This window comes from Microbispora sp. H10836 (assembly GCF_012999525.1).
GTDB lineage: Bacteria > Actinomycetota > Actinomycetes > Streptosporangiales > Streptosporangiaceae > Microbispora.
The window spans coordinates 275,821-295,177 of record NZ_JABBWU010000006.1; the positions used below are offsets into that span (position 1 = coordinate 275,821).

A 19,357-nucleotide genomic window follows, 5' to 3' on the forward strand; every position below is an offset into this window, starting at 1 on the left:
CATGAACAACACACGGCTCGCCGACATCGCTGCTCAGGCCGGAGTGAGCGAGGCGACGGTGAGCCGTGTGCTCAACGGCAAGGCGGGGGTCTCCCCGGGCACCCGCCAGGCCGTGCTCACCGCCCTCGACCTGATGGGCTACGAGCGCCCCCAGCGGCTGCGCCAGCGCAGCAACGGCCTGATCGGCCTGGTGATCCCGGAGCTCGGCAACCCGATCTTCCCGGCGTTCGCCCAGGCGATGGAGAAGTCGCTGATCCAGCACGGCTACACGCCGATCCTGTGCACGCAGGAGCCCGGCGGCGCGCCCGAGGACGAGTTCACCGACATGCTGCTCGACCGGGGTGTGTCCGGCATCGTCTTCGTGTCCGGCCTGCACGCCGACACCACCGCGCGGATGGACCGCTACACCCGGCTCACCGACCGCGGGCTGCCGATCGTGTTCGTGGACGGCTACAACGAGGCCATCCCCGCGCCGTTCATCTCGCCCGACGACCGGCTCGCCGCGCGCCTGGCCGTGCAGCATCTGGTGGACCTGGGGCACGAGCGCATCGGCCTCGCGCTGGGGCAGCGGCGTTTCGTCCCGGTAATCCGCAAGATCGAGGGCTTCCGCCAGGCGATGGCGCAGCTGCTCGGCCTGACCGAGGTCGACGATCTCATCCAGCACTCGCTGTTCTCCGTCGAGGGCGGGCAGGCCGCCGCCGCGGCGCTGCTCGACCGCGGCTGCACCGGCGTCTTCTGCGCCAGCGACCTCATGGCCCTCGGCGCGATCCGCGCCGCCCGCGAGCGGGGGCTGTCCGTGCCCGGGGACGTGTCGGTCGTCGGGTTCGACGACTCGCCGCTGATGGCCTTCACCGACCCGCCGCTGACGACCGTGCGCAAGCCGATCGGCGCGATGGCGGCCGCGGCCGTCGAGACGCTGCTCGAGGAGATCGGCGGCACCCCGGCCAAGCACGTCGAGCTGGTCTACCAGCCCGAGCTCGTGGTGCGCGGCTCCACCAGCTCGGGCCCTCTGGTCAACCGCTGACCCCTCCCCACCCCCGTGATCTCGCAGTTTGTCGCACGGAGGGCCGCTCACCCGCGCGTCCACCCTTCGTGATCATGCACCGAACCTCGTGGAGCCCGGCGTGACCTCGAACGACGCCTTTCCTGATCATGCACTCGACGTCCTCGTCGTCGGCGGCGCCGGCGTCGACACGACCGTTTACGTGCCGCGGCTGCCCCTGCCGTACGCCGACACCTACGCCGTGCCGCCCGTGGTGGACCGCATCGGCAACACCGGCGCGGGGGTCGCCCTCGGCTGCCACGCCCTCGGCCTGCGCGTGAAGTTCGTCGACCTGATCGGCGACGACCCACAGGGCGCGCTGATCCGCGACCACCTCGCCGCCCGCGGCGTGGACTTCTCCCACGCGGTGTCGGAGGCGGGCACCCGCCGCAGCGTCCTGCTGGTGGACTCCGGCGGCAGGCGGCTTTCGCTCTTCGACCCCCGGGTCGTCCCCGGCCAGCGGATGCCGCGCGACCTCTACCTGCCCGCCCTCCGGTCGGCCCGGCACGTCCACGTCTCGATCGTGGACTTCGCCCGGCACGTGTACGCCGACATCCCGGACGGCACGACGGTCTCGACCGACCTGCACGACTGGGACGGGGAGAACCCGCACCACGAGGACTTCGCCTACTCCTCCGACCTGGTCTTCCTGTCCGCGGTGAAGCTCGGCGGGCGGCGGGAGGAGGTCATGCGGTCGATCGCGGAGCGGGGCCGCGCGTCGGTGGTCGTGTGCACGGCCGGGGCCGAGGGCTGCCACCTGCTCGCCGTGCCGGAACAGGGGCGCGGCGAGATCCGGCACTTCCCGGCACAGCCGCTGCCCGGGCCGGTGGCCGACAGCAACGGCGCCGGCGACGCGTTCGTGTCCGGCTTCCTGTACGGCCGGCTGTCCGGACTGCCCCTGGAGGAGTGCGTACGGCTGGGCGCCGTGGCCGGGGCGCACGCGTGCACCAGCGAGGGCACGCACGAGAACCCGATCGGCCCGGACGCCCTGCTGGGTGCGGTGTCGTGAGACGGGGCACGGTGTCGTGAGACGACGCCGGGCCCGCCACCGCCGGTGAGCGGTCACGGGCCCGGCACCCATGGACGTGCCCGGGTCACGGGCACGAGCATGGCCACCGGCTCCGTCGAGGGAGGAAGGACGGGCCGGCGAGCTGGGGAAACTCAGGGAGCGCTCAGAGACACAGCGCGGGGGAGCGCTCAGGGACGCAGCGCCGCGGCCTCGGATGCGAGCTTCTCGATCCTGGCGAAGTCGCCCGCCGTCACCAGGCTGCGCGGCGTGAGCCAGCTTCCGCCGACGCAGTCGACGTTCGGCAGGGCGAGGTAGGCCGGGGCGTTCGACGGGGTGATCCCGCCCGTGGGGCAGAACCGCACGTCGGGCAGCGGCCCGCTCAGTGCCTTGAGGTACGTGACGCCCCCGGCGGGCTCGGCCGGGAAGAACTTCAGCTCGCGCACCCCGCGCTCGGCCAGTGTCATCGCCTCGGTGGCCGTGGCGACGCCGGGCAGGAACGGCACACCCGCCGCGAGCATGGCCGCGAGCAGGCCGGGCGTGGTGCCGGGGGAGACGAGGAAGCGGGCGCCGGCCTCCGTCGCGGCCTCCACGTCCTCCGGCGAGCGCACGGTGCCCGCGCCGACGACGGCCTCGGGCACCTCGGCGGCGATCCGCCGGATCGCGTCGAGGGCGACCGGGGTCCGCAACGTGACCTCGATGACCGGCAGGCCCCCGCCCACCAGGGCCCGGGCGAGGGGGACGGCGCTCTCGGCGTCGTCGAGGACGACCACCGGGACGACCGGCGCGAGGTCGAGAAGGTTGCTCATACACGCTCCACATGGGGAAATCGTTGGGCGAGCCAGGCGGCCGCACCCGTAAGCGCCGGCTGTTCGGCGATGATCAGTGAGGTGGCGATCGCGGCGGCGTACTCCGACAGCGCCGGCGCGGTCGTCTCGAACCGGGCCCGGAACGCGCTGCCGGGGATCCGCGCGACCAGGCGGGGCAGCACGCCGCCGCCCAGATAGACCCCGCCCCGCGCGCCGAGGGTGAGCGCCACGCCGCCGGCGAAGCCGCCGAGCAGGGCGAGGAAGACCTCGACGGTCTCGACGCAGAGCGGGTCGTCCGAGGAGGTGATCTGCGCCGCCGTGATCTGCGGCGTCGTGATCTGGGCCGCCGTGCGCGTCGCGGGCGCGACGCCGCGCGCGAGCGCGAGGCCGCGGTACAGCCGCGGCAGCCCGGTGCCCGACAGCAGGTGCTCGGCGTCGACGTACGGCAGGCCGTCCGCGCGCAGCGCCCGGACGATCTCCATCTCCAACTCCGTGACGACGGGGACGGCGACGTGCCCGCCCTCGCCGGCCACCGGCTGCCAGCCCTCGCGCACGGGGACCAGCCCGGCCACTCCGAGCCCGGTGCCGGGTCCGAGCACGGCCTTCGTCAGGCCCGCCGTCGGCGGGGGGCCGCCGAGCGGCACGAGGTCGTCCCCCGCGAGGTGCGGCAGCGAGATCGCCAGCGCCTCGAAGTCGTTGAGCAGCACCGTGAGCGGGATGCCGAGTTCCTCCACGGACCCCGACCACCCCGCGTTCGTCAGCCGGTACCGGTCCCTGTCGACCGGACCGGCGATCGCCAGGCACGCGGCCCCCGGCCGAACTCCGCCCGCATAATCTGCGAGATAGGCGGCTACGGCATCGGCAAGGCCGAGATGCTGGGAAACGTCGAGTACGGCTACCGCCTCCGGCTGCCCTCCGGGCCGCGTCACCAAACCGAACCTGGCGTTGGTCCCGCCGATGTCCGCGACCAGCCAGGGAAGGCTCACGCGGCACCTCCGAAGACGCTCGCCCCGCGCTCGGCGGGGCCGACCACGCGACGGAAGGAGGCGAACAGCTCGCGGCCGGTGCCGGTCCACTGCTCGTCGGTCAGCGGCGCGCCCTGGGGCGTACGCCCGGTGAGGTCGGCGAGCACGGTGAGCGTCCCGGCGGCCGAGTCGAGGCGGATCACGTCGCCGTCGCGCACCAGCGCGATCGGCCCGCCGTCGGCGGCCTCGGGGGACAGGTGGATCGCCGCGGGGACCTTCCCCGAGGCGCCGGACATGCGGCCGTCGGTGACGATGGCCACCTTCTGGCCACGGTCGAGCAGGACGGCCAGCGGCGGTGTGAGCTTGTGCAGCTCGGGCATGCCGTTGGCCCGGGGGCCCTGGTAGCGGACGACCGCCACGAAGTCCTGCCCGTCGAGCTCGCCCCGCTCGAACGCCGCGAGCAGGTCGAGCTGGTCGTCGAACACCTTGGCCGGGGCCTCGATCACCAGGTGCTGGGGCTTGACGGCGGAGACCTTGCTCACCGCCCGGCCAAGGTTGCCCGACAGCATGTGGATGCCGCCGTCGGGGGAGAACGGCTCGGCGACCGGCCGCAGGACCTCGGTGTCGGTGCCGGGCTCGGTCCGCTCCTCCCACACCAGCGCGCCCTCCTTGAGCGCGGGCGCGGAGCGGTAGTGGCCGAGGCCGCGCCCGGCGACCGTGAGCACGTCCTCGTGGAGCAGCCCGGCGTCCAGCAGGTCGCCGATGAACACCGCCATGCCGCCCGCGGCCTGGAAGTGGTTCACGTCCGCCTGGCCGTTGGGGTACATGCGGGTGATCAGCGGCACGACCTTGGAAAGGGCCGCCATGTCGTCCCAGGTCAGCTCGATGCCGGCGGCCGCCGCCACGGCGACCAGGTGCATCGTGTGGTTGGTGGAGCCGCCGGAGGCGAGCAGCGCGACGACCGCGTTGACGATCGCCTTCTCGTCCACGACCTCGGCGACGGGCGTGTACTCCTCGCCGTGCGGGGTGATCTCGACCGCCCGCCGCGCGGTCGCCCGGGTCAGCGCGTGACGCAGCTCGGTGTGCGGGTTGACGAACGTCGCCCCGGGCAGGTGGAGGCCCATGACCTCCATGAGGAGCTGGTTGGAGTTGGCGGTGCCGTAGAACGTGCAGGTGCCGGGGGAGTGGTAGGACGCCGCCTCGGCGTCGAGCATCTCCAGGCGGCCGATCTTGCCCTCGGCGAAGGCCTGCCGGGCCCTGGCCTTGACCTTGTTGGGCAGGCCCGAGGTCATCGGCCCGGCGGGCACGAACATCGCCGGCAGGTGCCCGAATCGTAAGGCGCCGATGAGCAGCCCCGGAACGATCTTGTCGCAGACCCCGAGCAGCAGGGCCGCGTCGAACATGTCGTGCGACAACGCGATCGCGGTGGCCATCGCGATCACATCGCGGCTGTAGAGCGACAGCTCCATGCCCGCCCGGCCCTGGGTGACGCCGTCGCACATCGCGGGCACGCCGCCCGCCACCTGCGCCACGCCGCCCGCGTCGCGGACCGCCCGCTTCAGCTCCGGCGGATAGGTCTCGTACGGCTGGTGCGCCGACAGCATGTCGTTGTACGACGTCACGATGGCCACGCCGGGCTTCGCCGTACCGCGCAGGTCGAGCTTGTCCTCGGCGGGCGCGGCCGCGAAGCCGTGGGCCAGGTTGGCGCAGCCGAGCCGCCCCCGGGCCGGCCCCCGCTCACGCAGTTCGGCCCCGGCGCGGCGCACCCGCTCCATGTAGGCCCCACGGCCGTCGCGGCTGCGCGTCACCACGCGCTCGGTGACCTCGGTGATAACGGGGTGCGTCACGGAAGGTCCTCCTCCTGCCGGTGCCGCCGCGAGGCGGGGTCGAACGCGCCCCGGGGGCGTCGTCCCGGGACGTGCGCCCGGCGGCACGTCCGGCCCCCGATCCGTTGATCGGGCACCAGGTGTCGATTGGGCACGGATGGGACAGTATCGGGAAGTTATGCGACTTATCAAGCCTAGTTTTGTAACTCGAAATGAATAAGTCGTTGAACTTAGGTGAGTTCCTGTGCTTCACTTACGCTCGATGTCACGTATAGCCACGACCGGCGAGGTCTTCCAGCTCATCCGGAGCGGGGAGGCGGTGACGCGTGCCGACATCGGCCGTGTGACGGGCCTGTCCCGGCCGGCCGTCGCGCACCGCGTCGCCGACCTGCTCCAGCGCGGGCTGATCGTGGAGGACGCCGAAGGGCCCTCCACCGGGGGCCGTCCGCCCGTGCGGCTGCGCTTCGCCGCCTCCGGGGGAGTCGTCCCGGTGGCCTCGCTCGGCGCCCGGCGCACCCAGATCGCGCTGTGCGACCTCGCGGGCGAGGTGCTGCACCGCACCGACCTGGACATCGACGTCGAGGAGGGGCCGGACGTCGTGCTGCCCCTGCTCATGGACACCTGGGAGAAGCTGCTCGACGGGCGGGACGACGTCGTCGGCATCGGGCTCGGTGTTCCGGCGACCGTGGAGTTCGCCGCCGGGCGGGTCGAGAGCGCCCGCGTGATGGCGAGCTGGACCGGCGTGGTGATCCCGCCGATCATCGCCGAGCGGTTCCGCGTGCCGGTGCTCGTGGACAACGACGTGAACGTCATCGCGATGGGCGAGCACCGCGTCGTCTACGCCTCCGAACTCGACGACCTGCTGTTCGTGAAGGTCTCCACCCGCATCGGCGCGGGCGTGATCTCCGGCGGCGGCATCCTGCGCGGCGCGCTCGGCGCGGCCGGGGAGATCGGGCACATCCCGGTGCGGGACGGCGGGGGCGTGCTGTGCCGCTGCGGCAACCTCGACTGCGTCGACTCGGTCGCCAGCGGCACCGCGATCCTGCGCGACCTGCGGGCCAAGGGCCGCGACGTGACGTCGCTCGCCGACGTGACCGCCCTGGTGCGGGCCGGCGACGCGGAGACCATGGCCGTGGTGCGGCAGGCCGGCCGCTGGCTGGGCGAGGTCATCTCCGGTGCGGTCAACCTGCTCAACCCCGCGGTCGTGGTCCTCGGCGGCGACGTCGCCGAGATGTTCCAGCCGCTGGTGTCCGGCGTGCGCGAGGTCGTCTACCGGCGCTCCACCCAGCTCGCCACCCGCAGCCTGCGCATCGAGCGCGGCCGCCTCGGGCCCGGCGCGGGCATCACCGGCTGCGCTCTCATGGTCCTCGACCAGGTCCTGTCGGCACGAGCCGTGGACGCCGCCGCCCGCTGATTTCAGGAAGCCGGGGCGGCGATCGCCCGGGTCGGGCCCCACTCACGGTAGGTCGTCGTGAAGGACGACGAGTTCAGTCCCCGCCGCGGCAGGGACGCCTTCCAGGTGAACACGAACCTGACCGGCAGGTCCTCCTGGTCGAGCGTCAGGATGTACGAGATGCGGGACCTGTCCAGACCCCGCGCCGGGCTCAGCCAGCTCGCGAGGAAGTCGCGCAGCACGTAATCGGCGTCCGCGACCTGGACACCGCCCGAGTACGTCCTGCCGTCCTTCCCGGAGCGGTAGACCCTCGGGGTGGCGCCGACAAGGGTCAGGATCGTGGGGATCGAGCCGACGAGGATGAAGAGCGCTGCGCCCGCCGCCGCGCTGTCGTGCTCATGGGCGGCCGGCCCCTGCGGGTCGAGATCCAGCGGCAGCTTCTTGCCGTTCGGAAGGTGGACGTCGTCAGCGATGACGACGACGCGTTTCCGCTCGCTTTCCGGATAGGTGACGCGCATGTCGTAGGAGCCGCCGTAGTACAGGCGTGCGGGATCATGGGTGAATCGGCCGTCGGCCCCCAGGTAGGTGTCGCTCTCGCTGAACGCCCCCGAGCAAGCGAACCTCGCGGAAGGAGTGGCCGTGACGGCGGCGTCGATCGCCGCGCCCAGCTCGGCCGGAGTCCCGGGAGCCGCGACCGGGGACGGCACGGACGCACGGGCCGGGGTCACCGGCGGCGAAGCGACCCCGCCGGCCGTGGAGTCCGGGGAGGCGGAGACGCTCACGGTGGGTCCGCCCGAAGCCGCGGTGAGGGAGGAGGAGCCGGAGGCCGTCGGCACGGGCGACGCCCCTGACCTCGACCCGAACGGCACGGCGCCGCCGGCTCCGGTCCCGCCGGGCAGGCGGGTGACCGCGATCCAGGTGCCCGCGAGGGCCGCGACCACCGCTCCCGCGCCGGCCAGCAGCGCCCGGCGGGGGAGCCGGTGCTCCCCGCCGCCCGTCGCCCCCGGCGCGAGGAGATCGGGGGCCTGTTCGATCGCCGCCTGCCGGCCCATCTGGAGCGCCGCGACGTCCCCGCCGGAGGACGGCACGTCGTCCAGGAGGCTCAGGAGGACCTCGCGGGCGGTCGGCCGTCGCGCCGGGTCCTTGTCCAGGCAGCGTGTCACCAGATCGCGCAGCCCGCCCGTCAGGTCACCGAGGACGGGGTCGCCCTGCACGATGCGGTAGGCGATGGCCGCGGGCGTGTCCCGGCCGAACGGCGGCGCCCCCGTGGCCGCGTACGTGATGGTGGAGCCCCAGGCGAACACGTCCGCCGGAGGCCCGATCCGGTCGCCGTGGAAGTGCTCGGGCGCCATATACGGCGGCGTACCGGCTGGGAGGCCGGTGGTGGTCGAGGCGTCGACCAGCCGGGCGATGCCGAAGTCGATGACACGTGGCCCGTCGGGGCCGACCAGCACGTTGCTCGGCTTGAAGTCGCGGTGCACCACCCCCGCTCCATGGACGGCAGCCAAGGCGGTGATGGTGCCGATGGCCAGGCGATGCAGCACCGCGCCCATGAGCGGCCCGCCGCTCTCGATCACCTGCTGGAGCGATGGGCCGTCGACGAACTCGCTCACGATGTAGGGCGGGTCGGCGTCCAGCCTGGCGTCGATGATCCGCGCCGTGCAGAACTCCGCCACCTGGCGTGCCGCGGCCAGTTCCCTGGCGAAGGACGTGGGAACGCCGATGGACGGCCGCACCCGCACGACCTTCACCGCCACCCTCTCCCCGGCCGGGGTTTCGCCGAGATACACCACACCCTGGCCGCCTTCCCCCAGTCGGCCCACGAGGCGGTAGTCACCCAGCCGTTCGGGGTCTCCGGCACGTAACGGACTTTCGGCCATGCAGCCCCTCATCCATCGCGATCACGGCTCTGCGGGCCAGAGTAGCGAAAGCACCCGTCCCGCCCAGGCGCTCGATCGGGCCGGCCACGGCCGGGGGATCTGGGCGACCGGAGCGGAATTGTCCGACGGGGGCACTAGGCTCTTGTCGATCTTCCGTGGCCCCCCAGGAGTCCTTCGTGCGTGAACGTGTCCGCCGCCTGATCGAGTCGCGGCGGTTCCAGCAGGCGATCACTGTGGTGATCCTCTTCAACGCGGCCACGCTGGGCGTCGAGACCTCCGCCGAGGCGGTCGCCCGGTACGGCACGGAACTGCACGTCGCCGACCACGTCGCGCTGTACGTCTTCGTGGCGGAGATCCTGGCCAAGATCTACGTCTACCGGTGGCGGTTCCTGCGTGACCCCTGGAACGTCTTCGACCTGCTGATCATCGGCTTCTCGTTCCTGCCCACCGCGGGCGGCCTGTCGGTGCTGCGGGCCCTGCGCGTCCTGCGGGCGCTGCGGTTGATCTCGGTGGTGCCGTCGCTGCGCCGGGTGGTCTCCGCGCTGCTCACCGCCGTCCCCGGGATGACCTCGATCGTCGTCCTGCTCGGCCTCGTCCTGTACGTCGCCGCCGTCATGGGCACCAAGTTGTACGGCGCCGCCGCGCCCGACTACTTCGGCGATCTGCCCACGTCGCTGTACACGTTGTTCCAGGTCATGACGGGGGACGGCTGGTCGGAGATCAACCGCGAGCTGATGGAGACCCATCCCTCGTCGTGGATCTACTTCGTCGTGTTCGTGCTGGTCTGCACCTTCGTCGTGCTGAACCTCTTCATCGCGGTCGTGGTGAGCGCCATGGAGGAGGAGGCGAGGCAGGACAGCTCGACGCTCGCCGAGCTGTCGGCCCTGCGCGAGGAGATCAGGGGCCTGCGCGAGAGCCTGGGCGAACGGGTGCCCTCCTGACGGCGGGAATCCGATTGACCATGATCGTCGCTTGCTAGACTCCGCCGCATGCGGCTTCCGACGGACGCTGAGATCCGCGCACTGCACGCGAAACACGCGCCCACGGAGGAAGCGTTCGAGCTCGTGCACACCCACTGCGAGATCGTCTGCGCGATCGCCCTGCGACTGGCCGACCGCGGCGGACTCGACGTCGACGCCGAGTTGGTGCGGGCCGGAAGCCTGCTGCACGACATCGGCGTCTACCTGCTCTACGACGAGGACGGACGGCTCGACCACACCGGTTACGTACGCCACGGGATCCTCGGCCACGAACTGCTCCGCGGGGAGGGCTTGCCCGAGATCCTGAGCCGGTTCTGCTCTCACCACACGGGTGTGGGGATCAGCAGGGAGGACGTGCTGCGACAGGGCCTGCCGCTGCCTCCCGCCGACTATCACGCGGAGTCGGCCGAGGAAGGGCTCGTGATGTTCGCGGACAAGTTCCACAGCAAGACCGACCCGCCGAGATTCGTCACCGCCGAGGCCTACGCGGTCCACGTCCGCCGGTACGGCGAGGACAAGGCCGAGACGTTCGCGTCGATGTGCGCGGCCTTCGGCGTCCCCGACCTGCGGCCGCTCGCCGCGGCGTACGGGCACGAGATCGTGTGACCGGCGACGGCGTGAGCCGCGAGGGCTACGGCGTCAGCACGATCCTGCCGAACACCTCGCCGGCGTCCATCTTCCGGTGCGCCAGCACGGCGTGCTCCAGCGGCAGCACCTCGTGTACCACCGTCCGCAGCTCGCCCCGGCTCGCGGCGGCGAACTGCTCGGTTCTCACGGCCTGCCGAGCGGACCCGGCCACGGTGTCGGCGCTGAAGGTGGCGAACGACAACGACTTGCGGAACGCCGCCATCATCGTCGTCCCGAAGTCCGCCGGAGGCGGGCCTCCGACCACGCCGACGACCACCATGCGGCCGTTCGGGTTGAGCCTGGCGAGGAAAGCAGGCATGTCGGCGCCCGCTACGACGTCGATGACGACGTCGTAGCCCACGGGAGCGTCCTCGTCTCCCTCCCCCGAGCGGTCCAGCACGTGGGTCGCGCCGAGCGTGCGAAGACGATCCCCGCGCTCGGCCGACGACGTCGTGACCGCCACCGCGCCGGCGCCGCCACGAGCCGCGAGCTGGACCGCCGTGATGCCGATGCTGCCGGCCGCGCCGCGCACCAGCACCGACTCACCGGGAGCGAAACGCGCATGGGCGAGCGCGAAGTGGGCCACCACCCCTGAGCCGCCGAGCGTCACCGCGTCGACGGCGGACAGGCCCGAGGGGAGGGGAAGGACCTCCCCGACTGGAGCGGTCGCCTGTTCGACGTAGCCGCCGCCCACGCCGGTGAACGCCCACACCCGCTGTCCGATCCATGAGATGTCGACGCCGTCGCCGACGGCGGTCACGGTGCCCGCCACCTCACCGCCGGGGACATGGCCTTCAGCGAAGCCGTAGGCAGACAGAGCCCCGCGTCGGATCACGGCGTCGACGCCGCCCACGCCGATCGCCTCGGTGGCGATCAGCACCTGTCCGGCGGCGGCAGCCGGGGCAGGGAGGTCGATGACTTCCATGCCTTCGGGGCTGCCGAACGCCTGGATCGCGACTGCCTTCAATGTCGTCTCCAGATTCTGGGATCGGTCGGGGGAATGGCCCGGACGCTAACGGCCGCCGCCGTCCGCTTGGCTAAAGTGAGAGCGGTGAGTGACCGTTTGCCTCACATCCTGCGTGCCGACGCCCTGAACAACCGGGAGCGCATCCTCGAGGCGGCCCGCGCGCTGTTCGCCGCCGAAGGTCTGAACGCTTCCATGCGTGAGATCGCCCGGCGGGCCGGAGTCGGCCCCGCCACCGTCTACCGCCGTTTCCCGACCAAGCAGATGCTGGTCGCCGAAGCCTTCGCCGACGAGGTGCGCGCGTGCCACGCCATCGTCGAGGAGGGATGTGCCGACCCAGATCCGTGGCACGGCTTCTGCCGTGTGATCGAGAGGGTCTGTGAGCTGCACGCCCGCAACGGAGGCTTCACCGGCGCCTTCATGTCGGCCTTCCCCGGCGCGACGGACGTCGCCGCGACGCGGCGGCACACGTTTGACTCGCTCGCCGAGCTCGCCCGCCGCGCCAAGGACACCGGCCACCTGCGCCCCGACTTCGTCCTGGACGACCTGATCCTCATGCTCATGGCCAACAGGGGCATCGCCGCCACCTCCACCGCCGCCCGGGTCACGGCTGCCCGGCGCTTCGCCGCGCTGGTGATCCAGGCGTTCCACGCCCACCGGCCGGAAACCGCCTAGGTCCTCGTCAGCAGCCGGTCGATCTGGCCGGCGAGCGGCGGGGCGCCGAGGCGGTTGTCGATCTCGTGGTACGGCACGGCAGGCGGCTCGTCCACGCGGATGGCACGCAGGTATTCGGCGAACCTGTCCAGCTTCTGCCCGTCCCTGGGGAGACCCCGGCGGACCAGCCGCTCACGCAGCGTGGGGCCGTCGGAGCGGATCCAGACCAGGCGCACCTCGGGGCCGCCCAGCGCCTCCACCCACGCGTGCCAGAGCGCCGCGTCGTGCACCTGGGAGGTGAACGGCCCGCCGAGCATCACCGGGCAGCCGTGGGAGCGGATCTCCCTGGCCGTCGCCGTCATGCCGGCGTACTCGTGCCGCTTGACGTGATCGTCGTACCACGGCCCCTCACGCTCGCCGGACGGCCTGCCGTGCGCCGCGAGGGTGGCCTCGACGAAGCCGCCGTACATCGTGTCCTTGTCGAGCAGGGCGGGCACGGGATCCAGGCGGGCCAGCAGCAGATCGCAGACGGTCGACTTGCCCGCGCCCGGCGGACCGGACACCACCCAGACGGGAGCGGTCATCGCGGCGGGCCGTAGGGCTCGATGGGCGGATCGGAGTAGGGTCCGCCGTCCGCCGCCCCGGCGCCCGAGTCGCCGACGCGCCGTCCGGCGTCCTCCGTCACCCGCAGGACGTACAGGCCCCTGTCCGGATCGACCGGCACCAGGCCGTACGCGGTGTCGACCTCGTCCTCGGCGAGGTCGAGCCGCCGCATCGCGGCCTCCAGCGTCGCGGGCGCGGGAAGCCGCACGGTGATGAGCACCTCTGCCACCGGCCCCGCCTCCCCTTGGTGGGCGTCTCGACGCCGGGCGGCGCGGCCGCCCCAGGCCGCCTTGGCGGCGCTGTGCTTTCAGGCCGCCTTGGCGGCGCGGCGGCGCAGCGCGGCGATGATGCCGGCGGCGTCCACCACGCCGTACCCGTAGTCGTGGTCATACCCTACGGCACTGCGATCATCGGCCGTCCGGCGCAGCAGGGTCCGGAGCTGGGCGGGCGGCAGCACGCTGGCGGGCCAGCGGGAGCGCACGGCGGCGACCAGCCCGGCCGCGACGGGGCAGGCGGCCGAGGTGCCCGAGTCGGGCTCGCCGTCGCCGAGCGCGCCGGAGCCGGCGAAGTGCGTGTAGGCGCAGACGTCCGGCTTGCGCGCCGTCAGCCGCCCGGGACCCTGCGAGGAGTAGCCCACCCGCGTCCCCGCGGTGTCGATCCCGCCGATCGACAGCGCGCGGGGATGGGAGTTGGCCCCGACGATGGGCCGGTCGGGGAAGGCGCACCTGCTGTCGCGGCACTGCGTCCCGCAGTTGCCCGCGGCGAACAGGATGTCCGCCCCCGCCTCGGCCAGGCTGCCGACGATCAGGTTGAACGGATGGGCGGGGTTGTCGGAGTAGTTGCCGGGGTGGCCGGGCGGGAAGTCCCAGCGCGGAGAGAAGGATCCCCAGCTGTTGGTCACCACCAGTGCCCGCGACTCGGCCGGCTGGGCGTCGAGGACCTCGCGCAGGTGGGCGTACGCCGCGATCGCGTCGGACAGCAGGCCGTCGAGCGTCGAGCCGCCCTGCCGCCGCGACAGCAGGACGGGCACGTCCACGAGCGACGCCTTGGGCGCGGCGATGAGCGCGTCGAAGGCGCACATCGTGCCGTGGTCGACCGGGAAGTCCCCCGGGGTCCCGGAGACGCTCGCGGGGTTCCAGCTCCGCTCGTGGTCGACCGTCACATCGTGGCCGCGGGCCGCCTTGACGTACGCCGCGTTGATGCCCGTGTCGATGACGGCGAGGGGGACGCCGGAGCCGTCCAGCCCCTCGGACGTCAGGTCGGGCACGCGCAGCAGCCGTTCGACGTCGTGCCAGTCGCCGACGGCCGGGTCGCCCGCACAGGTGAGCGTGGTCTCGATCGCCGGGTCGGCGTACACCGCGACCACGTCGCGGCGGGTCGCCGGCAGGAGGGCGATCCTGCTGGTGACCTCGTCGTCGGCGATCTCCCCGCGGACCACGACCGAGGCGTCCTGGGGCGCCATGGAGAAGATCAGTGGCTGGTTGAGCGACAGCGGATCCCCGCCGGGGGAGGCGGGCATCGGGCGGGGCACGGCCACGGGTGCGTACGACTGGTCGAGGACGACCCCGGGCAGGCCGTCGGCCACGTCCGACGCCATCGACGAAACCGACGGGTCGGCGACCGCGGCGACCAGGTCGGGGGACGGACGCAACTGGATGAGTACGCGCACGACGAGTCCACTCCGTTACTCGGCGGATGGTGACTGGGCGGATACGTTACGTGACCACCTTGCTGCATCCGGGAGGCCGCGTCCACGCCTTCACGGAAAACCTTCCGGTGTCGCGCCGATCAGAAGCTCTGGCGGGGCGACCCGCCGGCCGGCTCCGCATCCCGGGTGTATCGGCCGATGGCGGATGCGGTGTCCCCGCCGCCCGACCCGTGGACCGGCCTCGTCATGGCGGCGGACCTGACCGGACCCGACGTGTGCCGATCCGAACCCCGCCCGCTCATGGCCCGGCCGGTGAGCCACGCGTCGATGCCCAAGTTGAGCGTCGTCCTACAGGGTTGGTTGGCTTGCGCGCATGTCGGATCTAGGAAATGTGGCGTGGCCGCCTGAGCCGATCCGGACCGAGCGGCTCGTGCTCCGCGAGCCCGAGGCGCGGGACCGTACAACGTTCATCGAGCTGCTCGCCTCGCCGGAGGTGCACACCTACCTCGGCGGTCCCCGCCCGCGTGACGAGCTTGAGCGTGAGATGCCCGAGGTGCCCGAGCGATGGCCCGGGAGTTTCGTCGTCGAGCTCGACGGGGCGATGATCGGCCAGATCCTGCTCAGGAGAGCAACCGGGCACCGTCGCCCGGCTGCCGTGGGGAAGGCCGATCTCGGTTACCTGTTCCTGCCGAAGGCCTGGGGGCACGGGTACGCCGCCGAGGCGTGCGCGGCGGCACTCGACTGGTTTGACGCCGCCCTTCCCGGCGAGCCGATGGTGCTCACCACCCAAAGCGCCAACGTCGGCTCGATGCGCCTCGCGGCGAAGCTGGGATTCACCGAGGTCGAGCGGTTCCAGGCCTGGGACGCCGAGCAGTGGCTCGGCCTGCGGCCCCCGGCCGACGAGCCCGGATCGTTCGCCCGGCCTCGGCCGTAGCCCCGAAGAGCCCTTGACCGGCACGCCATCCCGAGCGCAGGCGACGGAAGGGACGTCAACGTGCGTGACGCCCCCTCAGCAGCTCCGGCTCAGAAGCCGCACAGCTCCGACAGGCTCTTGGCCGGCTTGTCGTTGGGAGTGGGGGTGGCGCGAGGGCTCGCCCCGGCGAGGACCGGCGTGCGCGAGGCCGACGGGCTCGGCGAGGCGGACGGCGACACGGACGGCGACATGGACCCCGAGGGCGAACCGGAGGGCGTCGCGGACGACGCCGATCCCGCGGAGGTCATGGGCGACGCGGTGGCCGCGACGGCGCCCCGGTCGGTCATCGACTCGCGGATCGCCTCCAGGGTCAGCTTCCTGATCTTGGCCCAGTCCGGGTTGCCGGTGTAGATGAGCGGCGGCACGAACTGGAGGCTGGTGATCTTGGCGTTCCTGACCTTCATGCCGAGGGGGACGAGATGCTCGAGCAGGTCGCGGGGGATGTCGGTGCGGAACATGTGCCGGGCCGCCGCCGCGATCCTGTTGAAGTTCGCGAGCACCGTGGCCGGGGTCACCTGCTGGGCGAGCGCGCCGATGACGCAGCGCTGGCGGCCCATGCGGGAGAAGTCGTCGGTGTCGACCCGCGAGCGGCCGTACCAGAGCACCTCCTCGCCGTTCAACGTGCGGTAACCGGCCTTGATGGTGCCGGCGGTGCCGAACTTGCCGCCCCACTTGACGTCCTGCTCGACTCGGATCTTGAGCCCGCCGACCGCGTCGATCAGAGCCGCGAAGCCGTACATGTCGACCATCGCGTAGTAGTCGATGTGCAGGCCCAGGGTGTAGCCGATGGCGTCCTTCAGCGCCTGCGCGCCCCGGTTCTTGCCTCCCATGACCTGGGGGTTGTTGTCGGCGTAGTACCAGACGGAGTTGAGCAGGCCCTGGCCCTCGTCGTTGAAGCCGTTGGGGAACACCTTGCGCAGGGGGCTGCTCGGGGGGAAGCGGACGTACTGGAGGTTGCGCGGCAGGCTGAACAGGACCGTGTTGCCGGTGGCGATGTTCACGCTGGCCACGGTCATCGAGTCGGTGCGCACCCCGACCCGGTTGCCCGCGGCGTCGCCGCCGACCAGCAGGAAGTTCACCCGCTTGCGGCCGTTCCACGGATCCTCGGCGCGTACGGGGGCGGGAGTCGAGCCGTCGTCCACCGGAGCCAGGACGTCGTCGAGTAACTGGTTGGCCGTCCTGATCGTGTTCGCGGTGAAGGCGAACGGCGCCATCACCGCCACGCACAGCACGCCCGCGACGATGCCGGACACCACCTGCCCGGTCTGGTGCAGGCGCTGCGGGCGCAGGGCGATGAAGGACAGCAGCACGAGCGTGAACCAGGCGAGCGCGCACACGGCCGCGCCGACCATGACGGCGGTCAGCGTGCTGCCGCGCAGCGCCACGCCCGCGTTGTCCTTCAGGTTCAGGACCAGGACCACCAGGGCGACCAGTACGACGCCGAACGTCGCCAGCAGAGCGATCCCGGTGCGGCGGTTGCCCGCACGCAGGTGGGCCGCCCCGGGGAGGACGGCCGACAGCGCCGTCCAGCCGATCAGGGAGGCGGTGGTCAGCGGGGGACTGAAACGCGCCGCCCCGCCGCGCGCGGAGGCCGCGCGTGGCGAGCCCGTGGGTCCCCCGTCGCTCCCGGTCCCGCCACGCTGATCCGTGCCGCCGCCGGGCCTGCTCGCCTCCGCGTGGGGCTGAGCTGCGTCTCCACCGGGCCGACCCGTATTCGCACCGGGCTGACCAGCGTCTTCGCGGGGCTGACTTGTGTCTCCGCCGGGCTGACCTGTGTCTCCACCGGGCTGACCTGGGCGCCGACCCTCCCGGGGACCCCCGGTGTCGTCAGCGGGACCCCCGCCTCGCATGGTTCACCGCTCTCTCCTCCGAAGCCGTGGCTAGGGATTCTAACTCCCATATCCGGACAAGGTAGACGTAGATCATCAAGCCGGTGATCACGACACGGCCGCGGACCCGACGACCCAGGTGTTGCACTGGTAGGTCATCGGGCGGGTGTACCCCTGGCGGAACCACGCGGCGTTGCTGCGCGTGTTCCCGTGGTCGCGCGGCCCTCCCGGCGGGTCGCCCAGGTGGCCGTACGCCCACAGGAGCGTGTTGCGCCGGGTGGTGTCGATCGGATACGAGGCGGCGACCGACCGCATGAACATGCCGCCGAAACACGTCGCCTGCAGTTCGTGCCGGCGGCTCAGGGCCAGCCGGCCGCTGCGCGAGGTGGAGTCGAGCGTCTGCCGCCACCAGGAGTCGGAGATGCCCGAGATGCTTTGGATGTGGTGGCCGTACTCGTGCGCCATCATGCTGATGATGATCCCGTTCCACGACCCGAGCGGGCCGTACTCCCTCGCCATCGCCGAGGTGGAGGCGTAGATCGTGCTGTTGCTCGGGCAGTAGTACGGGACGTTGCTGCCGGGGGCGGGATAGTCGCCGCAGGCGCCCCTGCCCTTGCGGGCCGCGATCATGTACTTCGGCGGGCTCCACTCGATCCCGGCCCGCTGCAGCGCCGGCGCCCACGCCTTGCCCATGCACGTGCCGGTCCTGAGGATCAGCGCCTTGAACTGGGCGTGGTTGTAGATGCTGGCGTTTCCGGCCCGGCAGTTCGTCTTCGCCGGCGACCCGGCCCGGTAGAGGCTGTTGTTCTTCGTCGTGCGGTTGAGCACCGGGGTCGGCCGCGTCGTGGGTTGTGTCGTGGGCTGCGTCGTGGGCTTGTGGGTCGGTTCCGCGTCCGTGGTGTCCTTGTGCGACGGGAACGGCGAGAGGGTGAGGGTCGGAAGCGCGACGGGCGAGACCGTCTCCTCGTGGTCCGACAGGCCCGCCAGTGCGCTCACCACCACGACGAGCACGAACACGACCGCGAGCACGCCTATCAGCGCGCCGACGACCGCCCCCGCGCCGGACCTGCGGCGGGGCGGGCGCCAGGCGGGCGGAGGGTAGGGCGCGGCCGGCCCGCGCGGGGGAGGCGGAGGCTGCGGTGCCCATCCCGGCCCCTGGGGCGGCCCCTGCGGCGCCCCCTGCTGTGGCGCCCATCCGGGCCCCTGCGGCGGTGCCTGAGGTCCCTGCGGCGGCGCCGGCGGGAACGGCATGCCCTGCGGCGCGGGCGGTGCCGGCTGGGGTGGCGTTCCCCAGGCCGGGGTTCCCGCGGGCGGCGGGGGCTGTGGCGGGGCGGGGGCCCCCGGGTTCCCCGGCGGAGCCTGGAAACGGCCGTTCGCCGGGTACGCGGGCCCGCCCGGCGCGTACGCCTGGCCGCCCGGATGACCCGGGGCTCCGTTCGCCGGGTCGTACGGAGAACCGGCCGGCGCGGCGGGGGACGGCGGGGGCGCGTAGGCGGAGGGGGACTGGGCGTGTGCCTGTGCGTGCGGGCCCTCACCCGTCGCGCCCGGCCACGCCGGGGTCTGCGGGTACCGCTGCGCGCCGCCCTGGTGCTGAGCTCCGGGCTGGTACGGCGTCGCGCCCGGCTGAGGACCGTTCTGCGGATGGACGCCGCCCTGCGCCGGGGCCGCCGGGTGAGCGCCGTGGCCGGGGGGCGGCGCGGCCTGCGGGTAGGGCTGCTGCCCCCCGTAAACCTGCCCCCCGTAAACCTGCCCCCCGTAAACCTGCCCGCCGTGGACCTGCCCACCGTGAACTTGGGGACCGCCGTGGGACGGGCCGTTCTGGTACGCGGCCGGTCCCTGAGGATGCGTCCCGGGCGCATGGGGACCGCTCTGCTGCTGCGGGGGCGGCGGATAGGGAGCCGCGCCGGGGTAGGGGCCGGGGCCACCCGGCCGCCCGGGCTGCCCTCCTGGAGATGGAGGCCATCCGGACGGCTCGTTCCATGCTCCGGGCCCGGGCTGCGGGCCGCCCGCGCCCTCCGGGCCGCCCGCGCCGCCCGCGCCGCCCGCGCCGCCCGCGCCGCCCGCGCCGCTCGCGCCGCTCGCGCCGCCCCAGGCGGGCGGGCCGTACGGTCCCGGGGCCGCGCCGGGGGAGTGCGCTCCGTCCGGCGAGCCGGGCACA

Annotated in this window: 17 protein-coding genes; 7 read left to right on the forward strand and 10 right to left on the reverse strand. The window is 72.7% G+C overall.

All coding sequences use genetic code 11. From position 1 onward, the window contains the following. Position 1: 1 nt before the first annotated feature. Both HHX30_RS14340 and HHX30_RS14345 read left to right on the forward strand, forming a co-directional pair. Positions 2-1,024 (forward strand): LacI family DNA-binding transcriptional regulator, encoded by a 1,023-nt coding sequence (locus tag HHX30_RS14340; protein WP_169982410.1) that lies wholly within the window; start codon positions 2-4, stop codon positions 1,022-1,024. A gap of 100 nt (positions 1,025-1,124) precedes the next feature. Next, a complete protein-coding gene (locus tag HHX30_RS14345) occupies positions 1,125-2,051 on the forward strand; it encodes a PfkB family carbohydrate kinase (RefSeq protein ID WP_169982411.1) in 927 nt (308 codons plus the stop codon). Positions 2,052-2,239: 188 nt separating this feature from the next. Here HHX30_RS14345 and eda read toward each other — a convergent pair whose 3' ends face one another. Genes eda through edd form a run of 3 tightly spaced genes read right to left on the reverse strand, consistent with a single transcriptional unit; the run spans position 2,240 to position 5,669 of the window. Next, positions 2,240-2,857 carry a bifunctional 4-hydroxy-2-oxoglutarate aldolase/2-dehydro-3-deoxy-phosphogluconate aldolase gene (gene eda, locus HHX30_RS14350; protein ID WP_169982412.1) on the reverse strand — a complete coding sequence of 206 codons (618 nt, stop codon included), beginning with the start codon at positions 2,855-2,857 and terminating at the stop codon, positions 2,240-2,242. Next, positions 2,854-3,843, reverse strand: a complete 990-nt coding sequence (locus HHX30_RS14355; protein ID WP_169982413.1) for a glucokinase — start codon at positions 3,841-3,843, stop codon at positions 2,854-2,856. The genes eda and HHX30_RS14355 overlap by 4 nt, the downstream gene beginning before the upstream one ends. After that, positions 3,840-5,669, reverse strand: a complete 1,830-nt coding sequence (edd, locus tag HHX30_RS14360; protein WP_169982414.1) for a phosphogluconate dehydratase — start codon at positions 5,667-5,669, stop codon at positions 3,840-3,842. Before edd ends, HHX30_RS14355 begins: the two co-directional genes overlap by 4 nt. A gap of 241 nt (positions 5,670-5,910) precedes the next feature. On the opposite strand from edd, the gene HHX30_RS14365 reads away from it, so the two are divergent. After that, positions 5,911-7,062 (forward strand): ROK family protein, encoded by a 1,152-nt coding sequence (locus HHX30_RS14365; protein ID WP_169982415.1) that lies wholly within the window; start codon positions 5,911-5,913, stop codon positions 7,060-7,062. 2 nt (positions 7,063-7,064) lie between these two features. On the opposite strand, the gene HHX30_RS40615 is transcribed toward HHX30_RS14365, so the two are convergent. Next, on the reverse strand, positions 7,065-8,921 hold the full coding sequence (locus HHX30_RS40615; protein WP_211591994.1) for a serine/threonine-protein kinase: 1,857 nt from the start codon (positions 8,919-8,921) through the stop codon (positions 7,065-7,067). Positions 8,922-9,097: 176 nt separating this feature from the next. Here HHX30_RS40615 and HHX30_RS14375 point away from each other — a divergent pair, with 176 nt between their 5' ends. Together HHX30_RS14375 and HHX30_RS14380 are read left to right on the forward strand one after the other, a co-directional pair. Then, a complete protein-coding gene (locus HHX30_RS14375) occupies positions 9,098-9,862 on the forward strand; it encodes an ion transporter (protein WP_169982416.1) in 765 nt (254 codons plus the stop codon). A gap of 48 nt (positions 9,863-9,910) precedes the next feature. After that, on the forward strand, positions 9,911-10,507 hold the full coding sequence (locus HHX30_RS14380; RefSeq protein WP_169982417.1) for an HD domain-containing protein: 597 nt from the start codon (positions 9,911-9,913) through the stop codon (positions 10,505-10,507). Positions 10,508-10,532: 25 nt separating this feature from the next. Here the strand turns inward: HHX30_RS14380 and HHX30_RS14385 are convergent, their stop codons facing one another. Continuing rightward, positions 10,533-11,495: a zinc-binding dehydrogenase gene (locus HHX30_RS14385; protein WP_169982418.1), complete on the reverse strand. Its 963-nt coding sequence runs from the start codon at positions 11,493-11,495 to the stop codon at positions 10,533-10,535. A gap of 84 nt (positions 11,496-11,579) precedes the next feature. Here HHX30_RS14385 and HHX30_RS14390 point away from each other — a divergent pair, with 84 nt between their 5' ends. Further along, positions 11,580-12,167, forward strand: a complete 588-nt coding sequence (locus HHX30_RS14390) for a TetR/AcrR family transcriptional regulator (RefSeq protein WP_169982419.1) — start codon at positions 11,580-11,582, stop codon at positions 12,165-12,167. On the opposite strand, the gene HHX30_RS14395 is transcribed toward HHX30_RS14390, so the two are convergent. From HHX30_RS14395 to HHX30_RS14405, 3 genes are all read right to left on the reverse strand, one after another. After that, a complete protein-coding gene (locus HHX30_RS14395; RefSeq protein WP_169982420.1) occupies positions 12,164-12,730 on the reverse strand; it encodes an AAA family ATPase in 567 nt (188 codons plus the stop codon). The two genes, HHX30_RS14390 and HHX30_RS14395, sit on opposite strands and share 4 nt — an antisense overlap. Then, positions 12,727-12,978 carry a hypothetical protein gene (locus HHX30_RS14400; RefSeq protein WP_311922382.1) on the reverse strand — a complete coding sequence of 84 codons (252 nt, stop codon included), beginning with the start codon at positions 12,976-12,978 and terminating at the stop codon, positions 12,727-12,729. The genes HHX30_RS14395 and HHX30_RS14400 overlap by 4 nt, the downstream gene beginning before the upstream one ends. Positions 12,979-13,056: 78 nt before the next feature. Beyond that, positions 13,057-14,418 (reverse strand): S8 family serine peptidase, encoded by a 1,362-nt coding sequence (locus tag HHX30_RS14405; protein WP_169982421.1) that lies wholly within the window; start codon positions 14,416-14,418, stop codon positions 13,057-13,059. A gap of 370 nt (positions 14,419-14,788) precedes the next feature. On the opposite strand from HHX30_RS14405, the gene HHX30_RS14410 reads away from it, so the two are divergent. Then, positions 14,789-15,331, forward strand: a complete 543-nt coding sequence (locus tag HHX30_RS14410) for a GNAT family N-acetyltransferase (RefSeq protein WP_311922384.1) — start codon at positions 14,789-14,791, stop codon at positions 15,329-15,331. 89 nt (positions 15,332-15,420) lie between these two features. Here the strand turns inward: HHX30_RS14410 and HHX30_RS14415 are convergent, their stop codons facing one another. Then, positions 15,421-16,791: an LCP family protein gene (locus HHX30_RS14415; protein WP_311922385.1), complete on the reverse strand. Its 1,371-nt coding sequence runs from the start codon at positions 16,789-16,791 to the stop codon at positions 15,421-15,423. Positions 16,792-17,307: 516 nt separating this feature from the next. Next, positions 17,308-18,228, reverse strand: a complete 921-nt coding sequence (locus HHX30_RS14420; RefSeq protein ID WP_311922387.1) for a neutral zinc metallopeptidase — start codon at positions 18,226-18,228, stop codon at positions 17,308-17,310. Positions 18,229-19,357: the final 1,129 nt, after the last annotated feature.